Source organism: Kitasatospora sp. MBT66 (assembly GCF_000710405.2).
Lineage (GTDB): Bacteria > Actinomycetota > Actinomycetes > Streptomycetales > Streptomycetaceae > Kitasatospora > Kitasatospora purpeofusca.
This window is the reverse complement of the sequence record NZ_JAIY01000016.1, coordinates 648,997-666,323: the sequence shown is the minus strand read 5'-3', so window position 1 is coordinate 666,323 and position 17,327 is coordinate 648,997. Positions and strand designations below refer to the sequence as shown.

Annotated in this window: 14 protein-coding genes; 10 read left to right on the top strand and 4 right to left on the bottom strand. The window is 75.2% G+C overall.

The genetic code is table 11. The annotated features are described in order from the left end of the window. Positions 1-100: 100 nt before the first annotated feature. Complete coding sequence (locus BI06_RS38845; RefSeq protein WP_030393933.1) at positions 101-580, bottom strand: Rrf2 family transcriptional regulator; 480 nt, start codon at positions 578-580, stop codon at positions 101-103. A gap of 458 nt (positions 581-1,038) precedes the next feature. Between BI06_RS38845 and BI06_RS38840 the strand changes: the two genes are divergently transcribed. The 6 genes from BI06_RS38840 (at position 1,039) to BI06_RS38815 (ending at position 8,248) form a co-directional block, all read left to right on the top strand. After that, positions 1,039-2,910, top strand: coding sequence for a hypothetical protein (locus BI06_RS38840; RefSeq protein ID WP_043476059.1), 1,872 nt, complete (start codon positions 1,039-1,041; stop codon positions 2,908-2,910). Further along, on the top strand, positions 2,907-3,356 hold the full coding sequence (locus BI06_RS38835; protein WP_043476057.1) for a hypothetical protein: 450 nt from the start codon (positions 2,907-2,909) through the stop codon (positions 3,354-3,356). The genes BI06_RS38840 and BI06_RS38835 overlap by 4 nt, the downstream gene beginning before the upstream one ends. A gap of 158 nt (positions 3,357-3,514) precedes the next feature. Beyond that, on the top strand, positions 3,515-4,369 hold the full coding sequence (locus BI06_RS38830; protein ID WP_082558999.1) for an SAM-dependent methyltransferase: 855 nt from the start codon (positions 3,515-3,517) through the stop codon (positions 4,367-4,369). A 223-nt stretch (positions 4,370-4,592) separates the two neighbouring features. Further along, positions 4,593-6,260 carry a beta-propeller fold lactonase family protein gene (locus BI06_RS38825; RefSeq protein WP_051742783.1) on the top strand — a complete coding sequence of 556 codons (1,668 nt, stop codon included), beginning with the start codon at positions 4,593-4,595 and terminating at the stop codon, positions 6,258-6,260. 166 nt (positions 6,261-6,426) lie between these two features. Further along, a complete protein-coding gene (locus BI06_RS38820; RefSeq protein WP_043476055.1) occupies positions 6,427-7,089 on the top strand; it encodes a transcriptional regulator in 663 nt (220 codons plus the stop codon). A gap of 25 nt (positions 7,090-7,114) precedes the next feature. After that, positions 7,115-8,248, top strand: a complete 1,134-nt coding sequence (locus tag BI06_RS38815; RefSeq protein ID WP_030393927.1) for an aminotransferase class I/II-fold pyridoxal phosphate-dependent enzyme — start codon at positions 7,115-7,117, stop codon at positions 8,246-8,248. 21 nt (positions 8,249-8,269) lie between these two features. Here the strand turns inward: BI06_RS38815 and BI06_RS38810 are convergent, their stop codons facing one another. The 3 genes from BI06_RS38810 to BI06_RS38800 form a co-directional block, all read right to left on the bottom strand. After that, positions 8,270-9,388 (bottom strand): GNAT family N-acetyltransferase, encoded by a 1,119-nt coding sequence (locus BI06_RS38810; RefSeq protein ID WP_043476053.1) that lies wholly within the window; start codon positions 9,386-9,388, stop codon positions 8,270-8,272. 236 nt (positions 9,389-9,624) lie between these two features. Continuing rightward, entirely contained in the window at positions 9,625-10,803 is a 1,179-nt protein-coding gene (locus BI06_RS38805; protein ID WP_107113489.1) for a polysaccharide deacetylase family protein, read from the bottom strand. Positions 10,804-11,181: 378 nt separating this feature from the next. After that, positions 11,182-11,613 (bottom strand): hypothetical protein, encoded by a 432-nt coding sequence (locus BI06_RS38800; protein ID WP_149030619.1) that lies wholly within the window; start codon positions 11,611-11,613, stop codon positions 11,182-11,184. 314 nt (positions 11,614-11,927) lie between these two features. Between BI06_RS38800 and BI06_RS38795 the strand changes: the two genes are divergently transcribed. The 4 genes from BI06_RS38795 to BI06_RS38780 all read left to right on the top strand — a co-directional run. After that, entirely contained in the window at positions 11,928-12,776 is an 849-nt protein-coding gene (locus BI06_RS38795) for a serine/threonine protein kinase (RefSeq protein ID WP_199523422.1), read from the top strand. Positions 12,777-12,798: 22 nt separating this feature from the next. After that, positions 12,799-14,463 (top strand): serine/threonine-protein kinase, encoded by a 1,665-nt coding sequence (locus tag BI06_RS38790; protein ID WP_082558998.1) that lies wholly within the window; start codon positions 12,799-12,801, stop codon positions 14,461-14,463. A 73-nt stretch (positions 14,464-14,536) separates the two neighbouring features. Continuing rightward, on the top strand, positions 14,537-15,637 hold the full coding sequence (locus BI06_RS38785) for a calcium:proton antiporter (protein WP_030393921.1): 1,101 nt from the start codon (positions 14,537-14,539) through the stop codon (positions 15,635-15,637). Between the two features lie 363 nt (positions 15,638-16,000). Next, positions 16,001-17,327: geranylgeranyl reductase family protein (locus BI06_RS38780; RefSeq protein WP_082558997.1), on the top strand; the 1,327-nt coding region annotated here is incomplete at its 3' end.

Here is a 17,327-nt window from a genome sequence, read left to right as displayed (position 1 = left end):
ATTTTTGCCCGTGCGGATGCGCGGACCGGCGTGCGGTGGTGCCGTGCGGTGGTGGGGTGCTCGGGGTCGGGGTCGGGGTCGCGATAGGGGCCGGGGCGGGTCAGTCGGAGGGGCCGGCGTCGCGGCCGGGCCCTGTGCCGGGACCGGGTCGAGCGGTGAGGCCGAGCAGGACCGGGCCGGTCGGCGCGGCCACCAGATCGCCGATCGAGAGCGGGTCCAGGGTGGCGAAGAACGCCTCCTGCGCGGTGCGCAGTGCCCCGCGCAGTCGGCAGGCGGCCCGCAGCGGGCACGGCGGTTCGTCCTCGCAGCCGACCACGTCGCCCACTCCCTCCAGCTCGCGCAGCAGCGGGCCGAGCGAGCCGGTGCGGCCGGCCGCGGTGAGGGACAGGCCCCCGCCGTGACCGCGCCGCGCTTCCACCACGCCGAGGTGCTGCAGTCGGCTGACCACCTTGGCGGCGTGGGTGTAGGGCACGCCGACCGCCTCGGCCACCTCGCGGGTGGTCGGGTTGGCCCCCTCGTCGAGGACGGCCAGCCGCATGGCGATGCGGAGGGCGATGTCGGTGCTCTTGGTCAGCCTCACGTTCGAAAGGCTAGCGAATGCGACTCCAGGACTCCAATTCCCCGCACGCGCCACTCGGCGGAGCCGAACCGTTACCCGCCGAAGCGTCCGGCGCGCTGTCCGTCGGGCAGGTCAACTGCTTTACTGGCCGAGCTCGTTCGCCGGAATACGACCTGGGGAATGGGGACAGCATGGACAGTGGCACCCCACCGCCACCTCCGCCGCAGGAACCCTCGCGGACACCACCGCCCTACCCTCCGCCCTCGCTCTACCCGCCGCCCCGACCGCCCGCCCCGCCGCCGGGGTATCCGCCGCCGTCACCGCGGTCGCCGTCACCACCACCGGCACCGCCACCGCCGCCGATCAGGACCGGGCCGGTCCTCCCACCGGGATCGAGGCCGGTACCGCAGCAGCGGTCGACGCCACCAGAGCCGGTACCCGCCGGGCCGGCGCCCGCCGATCACGCGCCCGTCGATCAGGTGCCCGCCGAGCCGCCGGAGTCCCACGACACCCCGACGTACCTCGGCCCCTCGTTCACCTCCGCCGGTACGCCCGGCCCCGGCCCCGCGTCCGGCCCCGCACCCGCACCCGCACCCGCCGCCGCTCCCGCCTCCGGCCCCGCCGTCCCGGCGACGCCCGAGAACCTGCACCACCAGGCGGGCACCGTCCCCGGCGACGCCACCCGCTACCTGTGCGCCGCCGCCTGGCTGGACCGCCGCTTCCGCGCCGCGCTGATCGAGGAACTGGTCGAGCAGTCCTTCCGGATCCCCGCCCCCTCGCCCGGCACCGACCTCGTCCGGGTCCTGCACGAGGCCCTGACCGCCCGCCGCTGGGAGGGCAGGACCGGCCTGTTCTGCGTCCTGGTCGTGGTGCTGGCCTTCCCGGTGCTCGGCGTGGGCGCCGGACTCGCGGCCCTGGCGCTGCTCGTGCTGCTCACCCTGGCCGGCGGCGGCCTCGGGTCCGGCCGGATGGACCACCGGCTCGGCCTGGAGATCGAGCGGCTGATGATCACCCCGAGGTCGCCGCGCGCCACCGGCTGGCGCGGCGCCGTCGCCGGCCTCGGCCGGCTGCTCGCCACCCTGACCCTGGTGGCCGCCGCCGCGGTCTACCTCTACGGCCCGCTCGAGGGCTCCGACCTGAACCGGGTCTTCGTTCCAGACCTGTTCGGCCCGATCGGCGCCGGTGTACTGGTCGAACTGGCCCTGCTCTGGCTGGCCGCCGCCCGGCTGCGCTACCGGCTGCGGCGCCGGCTGTCCGCCCTGGTGGGGATGGACCCCACCCCCGTCCCGCCGCCGAGCCCCCGCGGCCCGCGGACCGCCCGGGTGTACGAGCGGCTGGGCGAGCAGCAGGCCGGACCGGAACTCCTCTACCAGCGCCAGGCCCCCCTGGTCGGCCTCGGCAAGGCCGGCCGGATCTGGCGGATGACCTTCGAGCTGCGCCCCTCCGCCGACCGGGCCGCGCAGGGCCGGGCGCCGGACCCGATCGACACCACCACCCTCTACCGCTCCGTCGCGGCGCGGGTCCGCGCGCTCGCCCAGGACCCGCGCTACCCGGAGGACTCCCTGCGCGGACTCTCCGTCACCGACCGGGTGTTCCGGCCGAGCCTGCGCGACGACGCCCCGGACAGCTGGCTGGGCGCGATGTCCGGCCGGGCCGGGGAGCAGGTCCTGCTCGAACCGGCCTGGGCCGACCTGCTGAGCCGCTCCGGCCACGAGCGGCTCCGGCACTACCTGGCGATCCGGGTCGGCTCCTGGCAGGAGGAGGTCGTGGTCACCGTGCTGGTCCGGGCGAGCACCCGCGGCGGCCTGCTGTACCTGGAGTGGCTGCCGTACGTGCTGGGCCCGGTGGCGCAGGAGTACCACGTGGTCGACCTGCTGGGGCACCGCTCCGGCTTCATGCACGCGATGAACGCGCTCGCCTGGTCCGGGCGCCGGCTGGGCGGGGACGCGGCGATCGCCGTCGGCCAGGTCCGGCAGGTCTGGCAGTCGCGCCGCCGGGCCGCCCGGCTCGCCCGCCGGTACCGCCACCTGACCCGGGCCGGCTACGCCGTGGACTACGCGCCCCGGTCGAGCGTCCGCGAACTCGGCGCCGGCGCGACCTACCAGAACATCTTCCAGGAGCACGACGTGCAGCGCTTCCTGAGCACCGTGACCGAGCGGGTGTTCAGCGCGGTCGGCGCCGAGCTGAAGGCGCGCGGCTACGACAGCGCCGCCTTCGAGGAGCAGTCGCAGAGCATCACCAACATCAACAACGGCGGTGTCCAGGTGGTGGGTTCCACCGTGCACGGCCCGGTCGCGGGCGGTGCCGGGGCCCGGGTGGACATCGGCAAGGAGAAGGGGAAGGGCAAGTGACCGAGGACACCGACGCCACCGCCGGGCCGGAGGCGAACCGGCCTCCCGCCGGGGCCAATTGGAACACCGGCGGGGTCCAGGTGGTCGGCTCCACCGTGCACGGCCCGGTGGCCGGCGGCCAGGGCGCGACCGTGCGGATCGGCGCCGACGCGGCCCCGGCGGCCCCGCCCGGACCGGAGGCACTGCGCGCGGCGGCCGAGTCGCTGCGCGCCGCGCTCGCCCGGCTGCGGGCCGAACGGCCGGGCGCCGTCGCGGACGCCGACGCCGAGGACGCGGACGCCGCCCTGGCCGGGATCCTCGCCGAGACGGCGCTCGAGGAGCCCCGCGAGGGCCCGCTGCGCCGCCGGGTCGGCACCGTGGTCGACGCGCTGCGCACGGTCGCGGTGCTGGCGGCGGCGGTGACCGGTCTGGAGGCGGCCTTCGCGGCGCTGTTCGGGCAGGTCTGAGCCGCTGCCCGATCGCGCCACCCGTTCAGGCACCGCCCGTTCCCCTGGTGTACGGTCGGTTTCCGTGCGCACGAAGGCGCGCCTGCCGCCGAGTTGACGCGGCGGGCCGCCGACGGGGCCGGACCGGAACGTCACACGGGGAAGAGCGGGAGAGCGACATGGGGCGCGCTGACTGGGTGTCGGGGGAGCGGCCGGGCGAGCCGGCCCGGGAGTCGTGGACGGGAGTGGACCTTCGGATGGACGTCCCGCACTCGGCCCGGGTGTACGACTACCTCATCGGCGGCAAGACCAACTTCGCGCCGGACCGGGTCGCCGCCCACGCCTCCGTGCAGGCCTGGCCGGCCCTGCCGACCTCGATGCGGACCACCCGCACCTTCATGGAGCGGGTGGTCCGCCACCTCGCCGAGAAGCACGGGGTGCGGCAGTTCCTGGACATCGGCACGGGCATCCCCACCTCGCCGAACGTGCACGAGATCGCCCAGGCGGTGGCCCCGGAATCACGGGTGGTGTACGTCGACAACGACCCGATCGTGCTGACCCACGCCCGCGCGCTGATGTCCAGCGCGCCGGAGGGCCGCACCGCCTACCTGGACGCCGACCTGCGCGACGTCGACTCGATCCTGGACTCACCGGCGCTGCGCCAGGTGCTCGACCTCTCCCGGCCGGTGGCCCTGTCGCTGATCGCCATCGTGCACTTCGTCCTCGACGCGGACGACCCGCAGGGCCTGGTGCGGCGACTGATGGACCGCCTGGCGCCGGGCAGCTTCCTCGCCCTGACCGTCTTCACCGGCGACACCGACCCGGTGGGCGTCGGCGGCGTGGGCCGCGAGTACAACGCGCGGGGCATCCCGCTGCAGATCCGCGACCGCGCCGAGACCCTGGCCTTCTTCGACGGCTACGAGCTGCTGGACCCCGGCGTCACCCTGGTCCACCACTGGAACCCGGACCCGGACGCCGCGCCGATCCGGGACCAGGACATCGCGATGTACGGCGGAGTGGCCGTCAAGCGCTGAACCCGCGCCGCCCGGGCCCCCGCCAATGGGAGGCCGGGCGGTTCGAATAGTGACCAATTGAACAGACTTGAACGGTTGGCAACAATCCCGGTCATCTCCTGACGCTTCGTCAATCGACCTTCTACGCTTCGGGCGATCCGGACGGTCCCCCCGGGTCGCCCGGAAAGCCCGGTGCGGCCGTGAAGCGTCCGGTTCCGACGATTCCGACGAGTCTGGAGATCCCGTGACAACACGCCCGTCCCCGCGCCGCTTCTGGACGGCCACGGCCGCCGTCGGCGCGGCCACGGCCGCCCTGCTGGCCCAGCCCGGTGCCGCGTCCGCCGACACCGCGGGCGCCGCCGCGGCCGCCGGGCTGCCGCCCACGGTGGCGGCCACCGTCACCGTCGCGCCCTACCCGGCGGGCGTCGCGCTCACCCCGGACGGCACCCGGGCCTATGTGACCAGCCAGGGCAGCGGCACGGTCACCGTCCTGTCCACCGCCACCGGCACGGTCGCCGGCACCTTCACCGCCGGTACCGGCTCCTACGCCGCCGCCGTCGCGCCGGACGGTCTGCACGCCTACCTCACCCACCACCTCGACGGCACGGTCAGCGTGGTCGACACCGCGACCGGCACGGTCGCCGCCACCGTCCCGGTCGGCGCGGGCGCCTTCGGTGTGGCGGTCGCCCCCGACGGGGCCCACGCCTATGTGACCAACGCCGAGGCCGGCACGGTCAGCGTGCTGGACACCGCCACCGCCACCGTCACCGCGACCGTCCCGGTCGGCGCCGAGCCGCACGGTGTGGCCGTCGCCCCGGACGGCGCGTCCGTGTACGTCGCCGCCTCCGGCGACCAGCGGGTCGACGTGATCGACACCGCCACCGCCGCGGTCGGCGCCTCGATACCGGTGGGCCACGGCGTGTTCGGCCTCGCCCTCGCCCCCGACGGCTCCCGGCTGTGGACCGCCAACGGCGGCGACTCCACCGTCAGCGTGCTGGACACCGCGCACCGGACCGTCACGGCCACCGTCCAGGTCGGCACCAACCCGTACGCGGTCGCCGCCGCCCCCGACGGCCGGTCCGTCTACGCGAGCAACTACGCGGACAACACGCTCACCGCGATCGACGCCGCCAGCGGCACCGTCACCGGCACCCTCCAGGTCGGCGCGAGCCCGTTCGGCCTGGCGATCACGCCGGACAGCCGGCGTGGCTACCTGGCCGACTTCGACGGGTCCGCCGTCAGCGTGCTGGACTTCCCGCCGCCCGCGCCGGTGGTCACGGGCGTCAGCCCGGCCTCGGGCCCGCAGGCCGGCGGCACGGCGGTCACCGTGACCGGCACCGACCTGGCCGGCGCGACCGCGGTGAGCTTCGGCGGGCACAACGCCGCGTCGTTCTCCTGCACCGCGACCTCCTGCACCGCCACCGCACCGGCCTCGCCGGTCGCCGGGACGGTCGACGTCCGGGTCACCACGCCGGGCGGCACCAGCGCCGTCGTGCCCGCCGACCGGTTCGGCTACGTCGCGCCGACCGCCGACGCCGCCGTCGCGCTCACCGCCTCCCCGGTGTCCGGCCTGCTGGGCGGCCGGGTCGACTACACGCTGACGGTGACCGCTCACGGTCCCGACCCGGTGACCGCCGTCACCGTCACCTCGGCGCTGCCGAGCGGCATGATCGCCACCAGCAGCGACTGCACCGTCGCCTCCGGCCGTCTGACCTGCGCGATCGCCGGTCCGCTGGCCGTCGGCGCGAGCGTCACCCGCCACTTCACCGTGCAGGTCGGCCTGCTCGACCTCGGCCGGACCTTCGCCGTCACCACCGCCCGGACGGCCGGTACCCCGGCCGACCCGGTGCCGGGCAACGACTCGGCCAGCCGTACCTGCAAGGTGGCGCTGCTCCAGATCACCTGCAGCTGATCCCGCCTGATCCGGCGGATCCCACCTGATCCGTCGGATCCCACCTGATCCGGCGGATCCCACTTGATCCGTCACGGGCCCGTCCCCGGGGTTTCTCACTCGGGGGACGGGCCCGTGCCACTTCCCGGCCTGGACGAAACGTCCAGCCTGGACGTACAGTCCAGTCATGACCCCCGAGACCCCCGACCCGCGCCTGCGCGCCTGGGCCCCCGTCTGCCAGGCGGTCGCCCTGCTGCTCGGGCCCTACGCCGAGGTGGTGCTGCACGACGCCGCCCGCGACGAGGTCCTCGCCATCTGGAACCCGATGGGCGGACGCGGGCCGGGCGACCCCTCGCTGCTCGGCGAGCTGGACGCCCTGGACCAGGCCGCCCCCGACGTCTACGGCCCCTACCCGAAGCTGCTGCCCGACGGCCGACGGCTCTCCTCGGTCAGCGCGGTGCTCCGCGACGAGGACGGCCGACCCGCCGCCGTCCTGTGCGTCAACCTCGACCGGGGCCCGCTCGAACACGCCGCCGCCCTGCTCGCCGCCTTCGCCGCGCCGACCGCCCCCCGCCCGGAACCGCTCTTCGAGCAGGACTGGACCGAGCGGATGAACGAGGTGATCGGCGGCTATGTGCGCGCCCACGGCCGGCCGCTCCAGCGGCTCGGGCGCGAGGACCGGCTCGCCGTGCTCCGCGAACTCGACCGGGCCGGGGTGCTCGCCGTCCGGCGCGCGGTCCCGGCCGTCGCCAGGGCGCTGGAGGTGTCCCGCTCCACCGTCTACACCCTGCTCGCCGAACTGCGCGAGACCCCCGAAACGCCCGGCTCGCCCGCCCTCCCGGCCGACTGACCCGCACCGACGAAGGAGACCCGCCATGACCCGGCTCCCCGACTTCCGCCTGGAGACGTACTTCTCCCGCTGGGAGTTCTCCGCCCGCCACCACCTCACGGCCTCCGACGCGCAGACCATGGCGATGTCCGAACTGCTCGCCCTCGCCGACCCGGAGGACCGCCACGCCTGGGACACCCTCGCGCTCGGCTACACCGAGACCTTCGGCGACCCGGCCCTGCGCGAGGCGATCGCCGGACTCTACGAGCGGGCCGACGCCGACGACGTGATCTGCTTCGGCGGCGCCCAGGAGGGGCTCAACCTGGCGATGCAGGTACTGCTCGGCCCCGAGGACCACGCCGTGGTGCTCACGCCCAACTACCAGTCCGCCGAGACCGTCCCGATGTCGCTCTGCGAGGTCACCGGGGTCGCCCTCGACCCCGGCCGCGACTGGGCGCTCGACCTCGACGAACTCACCGCCGCGCTGCGCCCCAACACCCGGGTGGTGTCCGTCAACTTCCCCAACAACCCCACCGGGGCGGTGATCGACGCCGCCGACTTCGTCCGGCTGGCCGAGATCTGCGACGAGCGCGGCATCCACCTCTTCAGCGACGAGGTCTACCGGGGCCTGGAGCGCGACCCGGCCCGCGCCCTGCCCCAGGCCGTCGACCTGTCCGAGCGCGCCCTCTCGCTCAACGTCACCTCCAAGTCGCTCGGCCTGCCCGGCCTGCGGATCGGCTGGATCGCCTGCCGCGACCGGGAGTTGCGCGGACGACTGGAGCGCGCCAAGCACTACACCACCATCTGCAACGCCGCTCCCAGCGAGGTCCTCGCCCGGATCGCGATCAAGGCACGCGAGCCGATCCTGGCCCGCAACAGGGCGATCGTCGCGGCCAATCTGCCGCTCTTCGACGAGTTCTTCGCCCGCTTCGACGGCCTGTTCGAGTGGCGCGCCCCGGACGGCGGCTGTGTCGCCTATCCGCGCTACCTGGGCGCGGACGGCGTCGAGGCGTTCTGCACCGGGCTGGTCGAGGAGGCCGGCGTCCTGCTGCTGCCGGCCTCCATTTTCGGCTCGGAGCTGACGCCGACACCCGCCGACCGGTTCCGGATCGGCGTCGGCCGCCGCGACCCGGCCCCAGCGCTCGACGCCTTCGCCGGCTGGCTGAAGGGTCGGCACTGAGACGCCGAGTCCGAGCCGTCGTCAGTGCACGGCGGGGACGGCCTCCGTCGCCGGTGACGCGTCCGTATCGGGCGCCGACTCCCGACGGGCTGCCTTGGCACGGTACTTGAGCCCGAGCAGCGCCCCCGGCAGACCGCGCGGCACCAGCCAGGAGACGTCCTCCCGGTCCACCGCGTCGAAGCGGTACTTGTACGGCTCGGTGCCGCGCAGGAAGTCGAAGGTGCTCAGCCCCTGCCCGGCGGCCGCCCGGATCGCCTCGGCGATCACCGCCGTGCCGAGCCGCAGCGGCGCCCAGCTCTGGTCCCAGCCGATCTGGTAGTAGGCGAAGGTGTCCCGCCACTGGAACCCGTAGAGCACGCCCACCACTTCGCCCGCGCGCTCCGCGACCAGGAACGCCGGGCCCTCGCCCCGACCGGTGTCGGCCGCCCGTTCGATCACCCGCAGGTGCAGCGGTGCCCTGGCCTCGTCGAAGGTGGTCGGCCGGCCGAGCGCGGCCCGGCGCAGCCGGTGCAGCCGGACGGCGGTGTGCAGGAGGTCGAAGCGTTCCGGGAGTTCGGCCGCCGCGAGGGCGGGCGGCACCCAGCGGAAGGTGATCCCCTCGGCCGCCAGCTTCCGGCCGTAGCGGCGCAGGTTGGCGCGGAACTGGCGGCTCCCCAGCGCCTCCGGGCCGGCCGCCAGATCGGCGCGCGGGCACGCGGTGCGTCCGATCTCCACCGCGCCGGGCGGCAGCAGGGCGGCCTGTCCGGGGTCCAGGTCGGCGAGCAGCAGGCTGGTGCGCCGCCCGCGCCGGGCCAGCCAGTCGGCCACCTCGGCGCGGCGGTGCGGCGCGACGACGAAGCCGCAGTGGTCGGCCGCGCCCGCGCCGGAGCCGAGCACCGTCAAGCAGGGGACCGGCAGTGGCGCGCGCGGGTGGAGCCGCTGGACGGTGCGCAGCAGGGGGAGCACGGCGTCGATCCGGCCGTCCCCGTCCCGCCACACCACGATCTCGCCGTCGCCGGCGGTCGCGCCCAGCGTCTCCCACCAGGCGAGGGTCCACTCCGGTGTGCTGAACCACGCGCCGCCGCCCTCGCCCGCCGCCAGGGCGCGCCAGCCGTCGACCACCTCCGCCGGCAGCGCGGGCGTCCGGTGGCGGACCGGCACCGTGCGCGCGGTGGCCGTCCTCGTAGCCGTTCCGGAGTCTCGCGCTCCCACGTCCTCTGCCCCCACGTCCCTGCCCCCAGGTCTCCGCCGCCCCGGTGCGCCGCCGGTCGGCGCTCCGGTCGCGGTCAGGTCCGCATTCTCCCGGATTCCCCGCCGCGATCGATGCGGTTCGGTCTGCTCCCCCGCCGCTACCGGGCTTCATCGGTGGGGGAGTTGGTGCTCCGGGCCGCAGGCGGTCAGCTGCCGCCGCGCAGGTGGTGCACGGCGGGGTGGAGCCCGGACAGGATGGTGTCGAACCGGTCCCGCCCGGTGGTCGAGTTGACCCGCAGCCGGCTGATCCGCAGGGGGTGCGGCGGCAGCAGCCGGTCGTGGCGGTGGTCGAAGAGGAAGCCGGTCCGGTAGCCGAGGAGCCGCAGTTCGGCGTCGGCGCGCGGGTCGACGTTGCCGTTGGGGTAGGCGAAGGCGGTGGGTGCCTCGCCGCCGAGCCAGCCGGTGAGCGCGTCGTGGGCGCGGCGGATCTCGTCCCGTACGGTGCCGCCCTCGCAGCGGTCGAGGCACGGGTGGCCGGCGGTGTGGTTGCCGACCGCGACGCCGTTCCGGGTGAGCGTCAGCAGATCGGCGGGGGTCAGCTGTTCCTGGCGGGGGGCGCGGGCCCGGGCGCTCTCCCGGAGTTCGGCCAGCGCGGCCCGGCGCTCCCCGTCCGGGAGGGTCTTCATCCGGCGGACGGCCTCGCCCGGCGGGCAGTCGGCCAGGTTGCGGGCGGTGCCGCCGTGGGCGGCGAGGAAGGCGGCCTCGGCCCACCAGAACGGCTGGTCGCCGCCGATGAGGTCGGTGACCACGAAGGCGGCGGCGGGGATGCCGAGCCGGGTGAGCACGGGCAGGCCCTCGGTGAGCACGGTGCGGTCGCCGTCGTCGAAGGTGACCAGCACGCTGCGGGGCGGCAAGGGCCGGCCGGTGCGCACGGCCTCCTCGACGGCCGCGAGCGGGACCGGGCGGGCGACGCGGACCAGGCGTTCCATCTGGAGCGCGAACACCCGGGGGTCGTCCACCCCGTGGTAGGCGAGGACGGCCAGCCGCCGGGTGGCGGCGAGCCGGAACAGCGGCTGGAGCGGCGAGTTGCGCAGGACGGCGTCGACGGTGGCGCGGCGGCCGGCGAGCCGTGCCCTCGGCGGGGCGGCGGCCGGTGCCGGACCCGGTGTCGGATCCTCGGGCGGGGCTGCGGCCGGTGCCGGGGCCTCGCTCGGTGCCGGGCCCGTTCTCGTGGCCGTCCCGGTGGCGCTCCCGCCGCCTCGTCCGGCTGGTTCGCCGGCTCGTCCACCGGCCGTTCCGGTGGCCGTAGCGTCGGTCGTTCCGGTGCTCGGGCCGTGCTCGGTCCCGGTCGAATGCGCGGTCGAATGCGCGGTCCCCTCGGGCATGGACACGCTCCCCCCTTCCTCCCCGTGTGATGCTGCGGCGGCGGGGGTGGGACACGTCGCGCGGGCAGTTCCGGCCGTTCGGCACAGGCCTGCCCGGTGGGCGGCCCGCCCCGTCCACGAATTCCCAAGATAGTGCAAAAACCCATGCTCCGAACCGGGTTGTGCGTTGCGAACGGCCTTCGGGGGGAGGTTGGCGAATTCGGCGACGCGGCGGTGACCTGTGCGACGGCTGGGAGCATTCTGAGTGATTGCTGGTGGGAGCGGGGACGGGTGCGCTGCGAGGGGAGCGGTCCGGCCGCCGGTTGCGGACCCGGCGGCCGGCCGTGGCCGGGGCTGCGGGGCCCCGACCGCGTCACCCCTTCCTCGCCCGACGGGGCCTCAGAAGGGGTAGGTGCAGGTGGTCACCTGCTGCCCGGCCTCCAGGGCCGGGCCGGCGGTGGCGCAGACCATCTTGAGGTCGCTGGTGACCACGCGGGGGGTCACGGCCCTGGCGGAGCCCTTGGTGACGGTGGTGGCCGAGGCGGTCGTCAGCCACGGGCTGCCCCAGGCGCGCTGGGTGCGTACCTCGACCTTGACTATCGTCAGCTGCCCGGGGTCGGCGGACACCTGGGCGACGCCGACGAATCCTCCGCCGTCCTTCTCCTGCCAGACGCACGGCTGGTTGAGCACGGTCGTACAGGCGACGCCGCCCGCCCCGTTCGTGACGGAGGGCGTGCCCCCGGTGGTGACCGTCGCGGCCGAAGCCGGAGCGACCGTGGCCGCCATGATCCCTGCCGCCGCGACCATCAGAGCTGCGATACGAGCGTTCATGATGTCAACCTCCTTGGAATGAAAGGGAATCTCACTCTGTGGGATGAGTCTTGCACAAAATATGGACGTGTCTTGTGTGTGCTGCATCACACTCATGGTGACCGTTCAACTACAGCTTGCAATCTCGCCAGTGACCCCACGATTACCGTCGGATGTCACTCCGCCGACGAACGGGTGCCGCCCTCCGGGCGCGCCGGGCGCGGCCTTCTGGCGCAACTCGCCGGTCATGAAGCGGTGTTCACTCGTTCGGGTAGCCTTGCGCCCGTAGGTCGTTCGGGCAGCTACGATCGGGCCGACCCCCGGAGGTGACCTGGATGAACACGGTCATCGTGCAGCTGCCCGACCCCCATCCGCCGGCCCGAGCCGACCGTCGGTTCGCCCGGCTGCCGCGGCCGCCCCGCGGTGCCCCGCCCGCCCGACCTGCCCTGTTGCACCTCGGGCCGGGCGACAGTGTGGAGTTCGGGCGCGGCGAGCCCGGCCGGCCGCTCGCCGTGCCGATCCCCGACCCCGGCGTGTCGCGTCGGGCCGGCGAGATCACGGCCGCCGAGGACTACTGGCGGCTCTCCAACTTCAGTGCCACCGCGACCTATGTCGTCGAGAACCTCGAAGGTGCGGGCGAGCACGTCAAGGTGGCGCCCGGACGGCTCGGCGCGCCGGTGCCGTTCGAGTTCTCCCGGGTGCTGCTGCCGGCTCTCGGCGAGCCGGCCTCGTTCAAGGTCTTCGCGCCCCAACACGCCTATCTGGCAGGCGGATCGGCCGGCGCGGCGGGCCCGGTCGACGGCGGCGCGCCGGGCGTCGGGCCCGGCGAACCGACGGTCAGCCCGTTCGCCCTGGACCCGGGGGCCAAGTACTTCCTCGTCCTGCTCGCGCTCTGCGAGCCGCGGCTTCGCTCGCCCTCCGCTGCGGCCGTGCCCGGCGTCACCGAGGTGCTGGCCCGGCTGCGCTGCCTGCCCTCCTGCCGCGACCTCACCCGGTCGGCCGTCAACTACCACATCGACTACCTGGTCGGCAGCAAGCTCCGGCTGCGCGACCCGGCGGAACCGGCCGACCCCGAGGGCGCCGGCGCCGGCGGCAAACGCGAGGAACTCGTAGCGCTGGCACTGAGGTTCGACCTGGTGCGGGAGGAGCATCTGGTGCTGCTCCCGCCCCGGCGCGGCGGGTGACCGGGCGGTGGCGCCACGCGCGGTGGACCCGCCCGGAGCCCGGCCGTCCGGCGGTGGGGCGTCCGGCGGCGGGGCGGGGTTCGCGGTTCCGGCGGGCTACCCGGTCGGCGGCTACCTGGTCGGTGAGCGGATCGGGGCGGGCGGCTGGGGCAGCGTCCACGTCGCCCGCGCGGCCGATCCGGAGCGTGCGGCGGGTGGCGAACCCGCCGAAGTGGCCGTCAAGTTCCTCCATCCCGGTCGGCTCGGGCCGGGGCAGCGGCAGGCCGTCGCCCAGGTCGCCCGCAGCGAGATCCGGTTCAGCCGCCGCGCCGACCACCCGCACCTGATCCGCACCTTCGCGGTGTTCACCCTCACCGACCCGGACCGGCCCGAACTCGACGGCGCCGTCGCCCTGGTGATGGAACGCGCCGCGCGCAGCCTGCACGACCTGCTCGCCGAGGCCCGGCCGCCGCACCCGCCGCCGGGCGCCGAGCGGATCCTGACCGAGGTCGCGGCCGGGCTCCGCCACATGCACGGCTCCGGCTGGGTGCACGGGGACCTCAAACCCGGCAACGTCCTGCTGATGGCCGACGGCACCGCCAAGCTCGCCGACTTCGGGCTGACCGCGGAACTGGAGGGCACCCACGCCTACGCCCCGCCGCTCGGCTCGCCGGACCACGTGCCGCCCGAGTGGTGGTCCGAGCGGACCGGCGCCCGCGGCGCGGCGCTCCGCCCGAGCGCCGACCTGTGGGCCTACGGCGTGCTCGCCCACCAGGTGCTGACCGGCGGACTGCACCCCTTCCTCGGTGCCACCGCCCGCGCCCGCTCGCTGGCCGCGGTCGCCTACGCGCGCGGCAGCGCCCCGCTGCGGCTCGACGCCGCGCTGCCGGAGCGGTGGCGGCCGCTGGTCACGGCCTGCCTGACGGCCGACCGGCGGCGGCGTGCGGAGTTGGACCTCACCGCTCTGCTCGCCGGCGCCCTGGGCGGAGGCGGGGGCGGGGGCGGGGGCGCCGCGGCCGTGACCCGGGCCGCCGACATCCGCCCGGGCACCGTCGCACCCGGGCGGCGGAAGCGCCGGGTCCGAACCGCCGGACGCGCGGCCCTGCTGCTCGTCGCCGCCGCGAGCCTGCTCGTCCTCACCGGAGCACCCGAGCGGTCCGGGCCCACCGGCCCCACGCTCTCCGGCCCCCCGTCCGTCGGCCCTGTCCGCGCCGCTCCCGCGCGCCCCGGCGCCATCCCGCCCGGCGCCGACGTCCCCGCCGCCCTGCGCGGTCCGATCGAGGACGCCGCCCGCCGCTGCCCCGAGCCCGAGATCACCCCGGCGCTGCTGGCGGCGATGCTCAAGGCCGAGTCCGGCTTCGACCCGGCCGCCGCCCGGCCCGCCACGGGCGAGTACGGGGTGGCGATGTGGACGCCCACCGTCTTCAACGCCTGGGCGCTGGACGCCGACCACGACGGCGTCAAGAGCTATCTGGACCCGGACGACGCCATCGCCGCGATGGGCGGCTACGTCTGCTGGCTCGACCAGCGTTTCAAGCAGCGGGGCTTCCCGGCCGCGCAACTGCCCGCCCTGGTGACGGCGGGCTATCGGACCAGCGACAAGACGGTCGCCGACACCGGCGGCGTCCCCGAACGGGTGAAAGCGCACGTCGCACGCGTGCTCGGCTACCTCGCCGAGTACGGCGGCGTCAGCGTGGCGGGGCCATGAGGTCGGCCACATCCGCCGCCTCCCCGGCGGCGTCGCCACGGAACCCGGGCTTCCGGATGGGATGCTCGGCGGCATGTTCACCAAGCTCCGACCGCTCGTCACGCAGTGGACCACCGTCGTCCCGCTGCTGGCCCTCCTCGTCCTCGTCCTGACCTGGCACCGCGACCTCCCCGGCTGGGTGGTGGGGGTGGTGTCCTGCTTCCTTGCGGGCGCCGTGCTCGCCGCCGTGCACCACGCGGAGGTGGTCGCCCACCGGGTGGGGGAGCCGTTCGGTTCCCTGGTGCTCGCGGTCGCGGTGACGGTGATCGAGGTCGCGCTGATCGTGACCCTGATGGCGGACGGCGGTGACAAGTCGGCGACGCTCGCCCGGGACACCGTGTTCGCGGCGGTGATGATCACCTGCAACGGCATCGTCGGCGTGTCCATCCTGGCCGCCGCCATCAAGCACCGGGTGGCGGTCTTCAACGCCGAGGGAACGGGCGCGGCGCTGGCCACCATCGGGACCCTCGCCACGCTGAGCCTGGTCCTGCCGACCTTCACCACCAGCTCGCCCGGCCCCCAGTTCAACCCCACCCAGCTGGCCTTCGCGGCGGCTGCCTCGCTCGTGCTGTACCTGCTGTTCGTGGCCACGCTGACGTTCCGGCACCGGGACTACTTCCTGCCGGTCACCTCCGACGGCAAGGTGCTGGACGAGGAGGACCACGCCGACCCGCCGACCAAGCGCGCCATGGTGTTCAGCCTGGTGCTGCTCGGTGTGGCGCTGATCTCGGTGGTGGGCCTGGCCAAGGGCGTGTCGCCGACCATCGAGTCGGGGGTCGAGTCGGCGGGGCTGCCGTCCTCGGTCGTGGGTGTGGTGATCGCCCTGCTGGTCCTGCTGCCGGAGACCATCGCGGCCGTGCGCGCCGCCAGGCGCAACCGGGTGCAGACCAGCCTCAACCTGGCGCTCGGCTCTGCCCTCGCGAGCATCGGCCTTACCATCCCGGCCGTGGCGATCGCCTCGCACTGGCTCTCCGGTCCGCTGGTCCTCGGCCTCGACCCCGCGCATCTGGTGCTCCTGACGCTCACCCTCGTGGTCGGTACCCTGACGGTCATCCCGCGCCGGGCGACCCCGCTCCAGGGCGCGGTGCACCTGGCGATCCTGGCGGCCTACGTGGAGCTCGCGATCGTCCCCTGAGCGCCGCCCGCCTCCCCTGCGGGGCGGAGCGGGACGGTCGAACGGGCCGGCGACCTGGTGAGGTCGCCGGCCCTTCGTGCGTCCGTCCGCCCTTGCATCCGCCCGCCCGCCCGTCCGTCCGGTCCGGGGTGTTCCGGGGCCGGGCCGATGTGCGGTGTTCGCGACATGATTGTCCGACTGATTGACCGTCATAATCCGGTCACTCCGGGGCGGGGGACCGGTGCGCCGGATCCGCCCGGAGCGGCCGGGCGGGCCGCCGGATGCCCGCGTGTCGGGTGCGGCGCGACCGCCGGGCTCCATATCGTCGGGTGTCCGCCGAATCAGCCGAGTCCGCCGCAGGACCGACACCCGTGGGAGCGTCGCATGCCCGGCCCAGCACAGCAGCCGTCCACCCGCCCGGCCCACCCGGCCAACCCGTCCGCCGACACCGCCGACGTCATCGTGGTCGGCGCGGGCCCCGCCGGCTCCACCGCCGCCTACCACCTGGCCCGGACCGGCCTGGACGTCCTCCTGCTGGAGAAGTCCGCCTTCCCCCGGGAGAAGGTCTGCGGCGACGGCCTCACCCCGCGCGCGGTACGGCAGTTGATCGATCTCGGCATCGACGTCTCGGAGTCCGCCGGCTGGCTGCACAACCGCGGACTGCGGATCGTGGCGGGCGGACACCGGCTGGAACTCGACTGGCCGGAACTCTCCGCCTTCCCCGGCTTCGGACTGGTCCGCCGCCGCGCCGACTTCGACGAACTGCTCGCCCGCCGCGCCGCCGCGGCCGGCGCCCGACTGGTCGAACGGGCCAACGTGGACGGCCCGTTGCTCGACGAGCGGACCGGCCGGATCACCGGCGTCACCGCCCGGCTCGGCGAGGAGCGCCGCCCCGTCGCCTACCACGCGCCCCTGGTCGTGGCCGCCGACGGCAACTCCACCCGGCTCTCGCTGGCGATGAAGCGCTACCGCCGGACCGACCGCGCGATGGGCGTCGCCTACCGGACCTACTTCACCACCCCGCGCCACGAGGACCGCTACCTGGAGGCCTGGTTGGACCTGCGCGACCCGTCGGACCGGGACCGCCGCCTCCTCCCGGGCTACGGCTGGGTGTTCGGCATGGGCGACGGCACCGCCAACGTCGGCCTGGGCGTCGTCGACACCGGCGCGGTGCCGCGCGAGGTGGACTGGAAGCACCTGCTCCGCCGCTGGTGCGAGAACCTGCCCGCCGACTACGGCTACCACCCCGAGGCCGTCACCGAACCCATCCGGGGCTCCGCCCTCCCGATGGGCCTCAACCGTCAACCCCACTACGCCGACGGCCTGTTGCTGATCGGCGACGCGGGCGGCACGGTCAGCCCGGCCACCGGCGAGGGCATCGCCTACGCGATGGAGTCCGGCCGCTACGCCGCCGAGACCGTCGTCCAGGCCCTGGCCCGCCGCACCGACCGCGGCCGCGACCTCGCCCTGCGCGCCTACCCCCAGACCCTCCGCGCCGCCTACGACGGCTACTTCGCCCTCGGCCGCCTCACCGCCGCCGCGCTGAGCCGCCCCCGCCTGGTCGGCGCCGCGGGCGCCGCCGGCCTCGGCAACCCGGCCCTCCTCCGCGCCGCCTTCCGGCTGATGGTCAACCTGACCGAGCCCAACTCCCGCGACGCCCTGGACCGCCTCCTCCACATCCTCGGCCGCCTCGCCCCGAGCAGCCGGGGCT

Excerpts from the sequence above, each read along its gene's own strand:
- BI06_RS38785 (WP_030393921.1), top strand. The coding sequence starts at position 14,537 with ATGTTCACCAAGCTCCGACCGCTCGTCACGCAGTGGACCACCGTCGTC.
- BI06_RS38805 (WP_107113489.1), bottom strand. The coding sequence starts at position 10,803 with ATGCCCGAGGGGACCGCGCATTCGACCGCGCATTCGACCGGGACCGAG.
- BI06_RS38800 (WP_149030619.1), bottom strand. The coding sequence starts at position 11,613 with ATGAACGCTCGTATCGCAGCTCTGATGGTCGCGGCGGCAGGGATCATG.
- BI06_RS38820 (WP_043476055.1), top strand. The coding sequence starts at position 6,427 with ATGACCCCCGAGACCCCCGACCCGCGCCTGCGCGCCTGGGCCCCCGTC.
- BI06_RS38830 (WP_082558999.1), top strand. The coding sequence starts at position 3,515 with ATGGGGCGCGCTGACTGGGTGTCGGGGGAGCGGCCGGGCGAGCCGGCC.
- BI06_RS38795 (WP_199523422.1), top strand. The coding sequence starts at position 11,928 with ATGAACACGGTCATCGTGCAGCTGCCCGACCCCCATCCGCCGGCCCGA.
- BI06_RS38815 (WP_030393927.1), top strand. The coding sequence starts at position 7,115 with ATGACCCGGCTCCCCGACTTCCGCCTGGAGACGTACTTCTCCCGCTGG.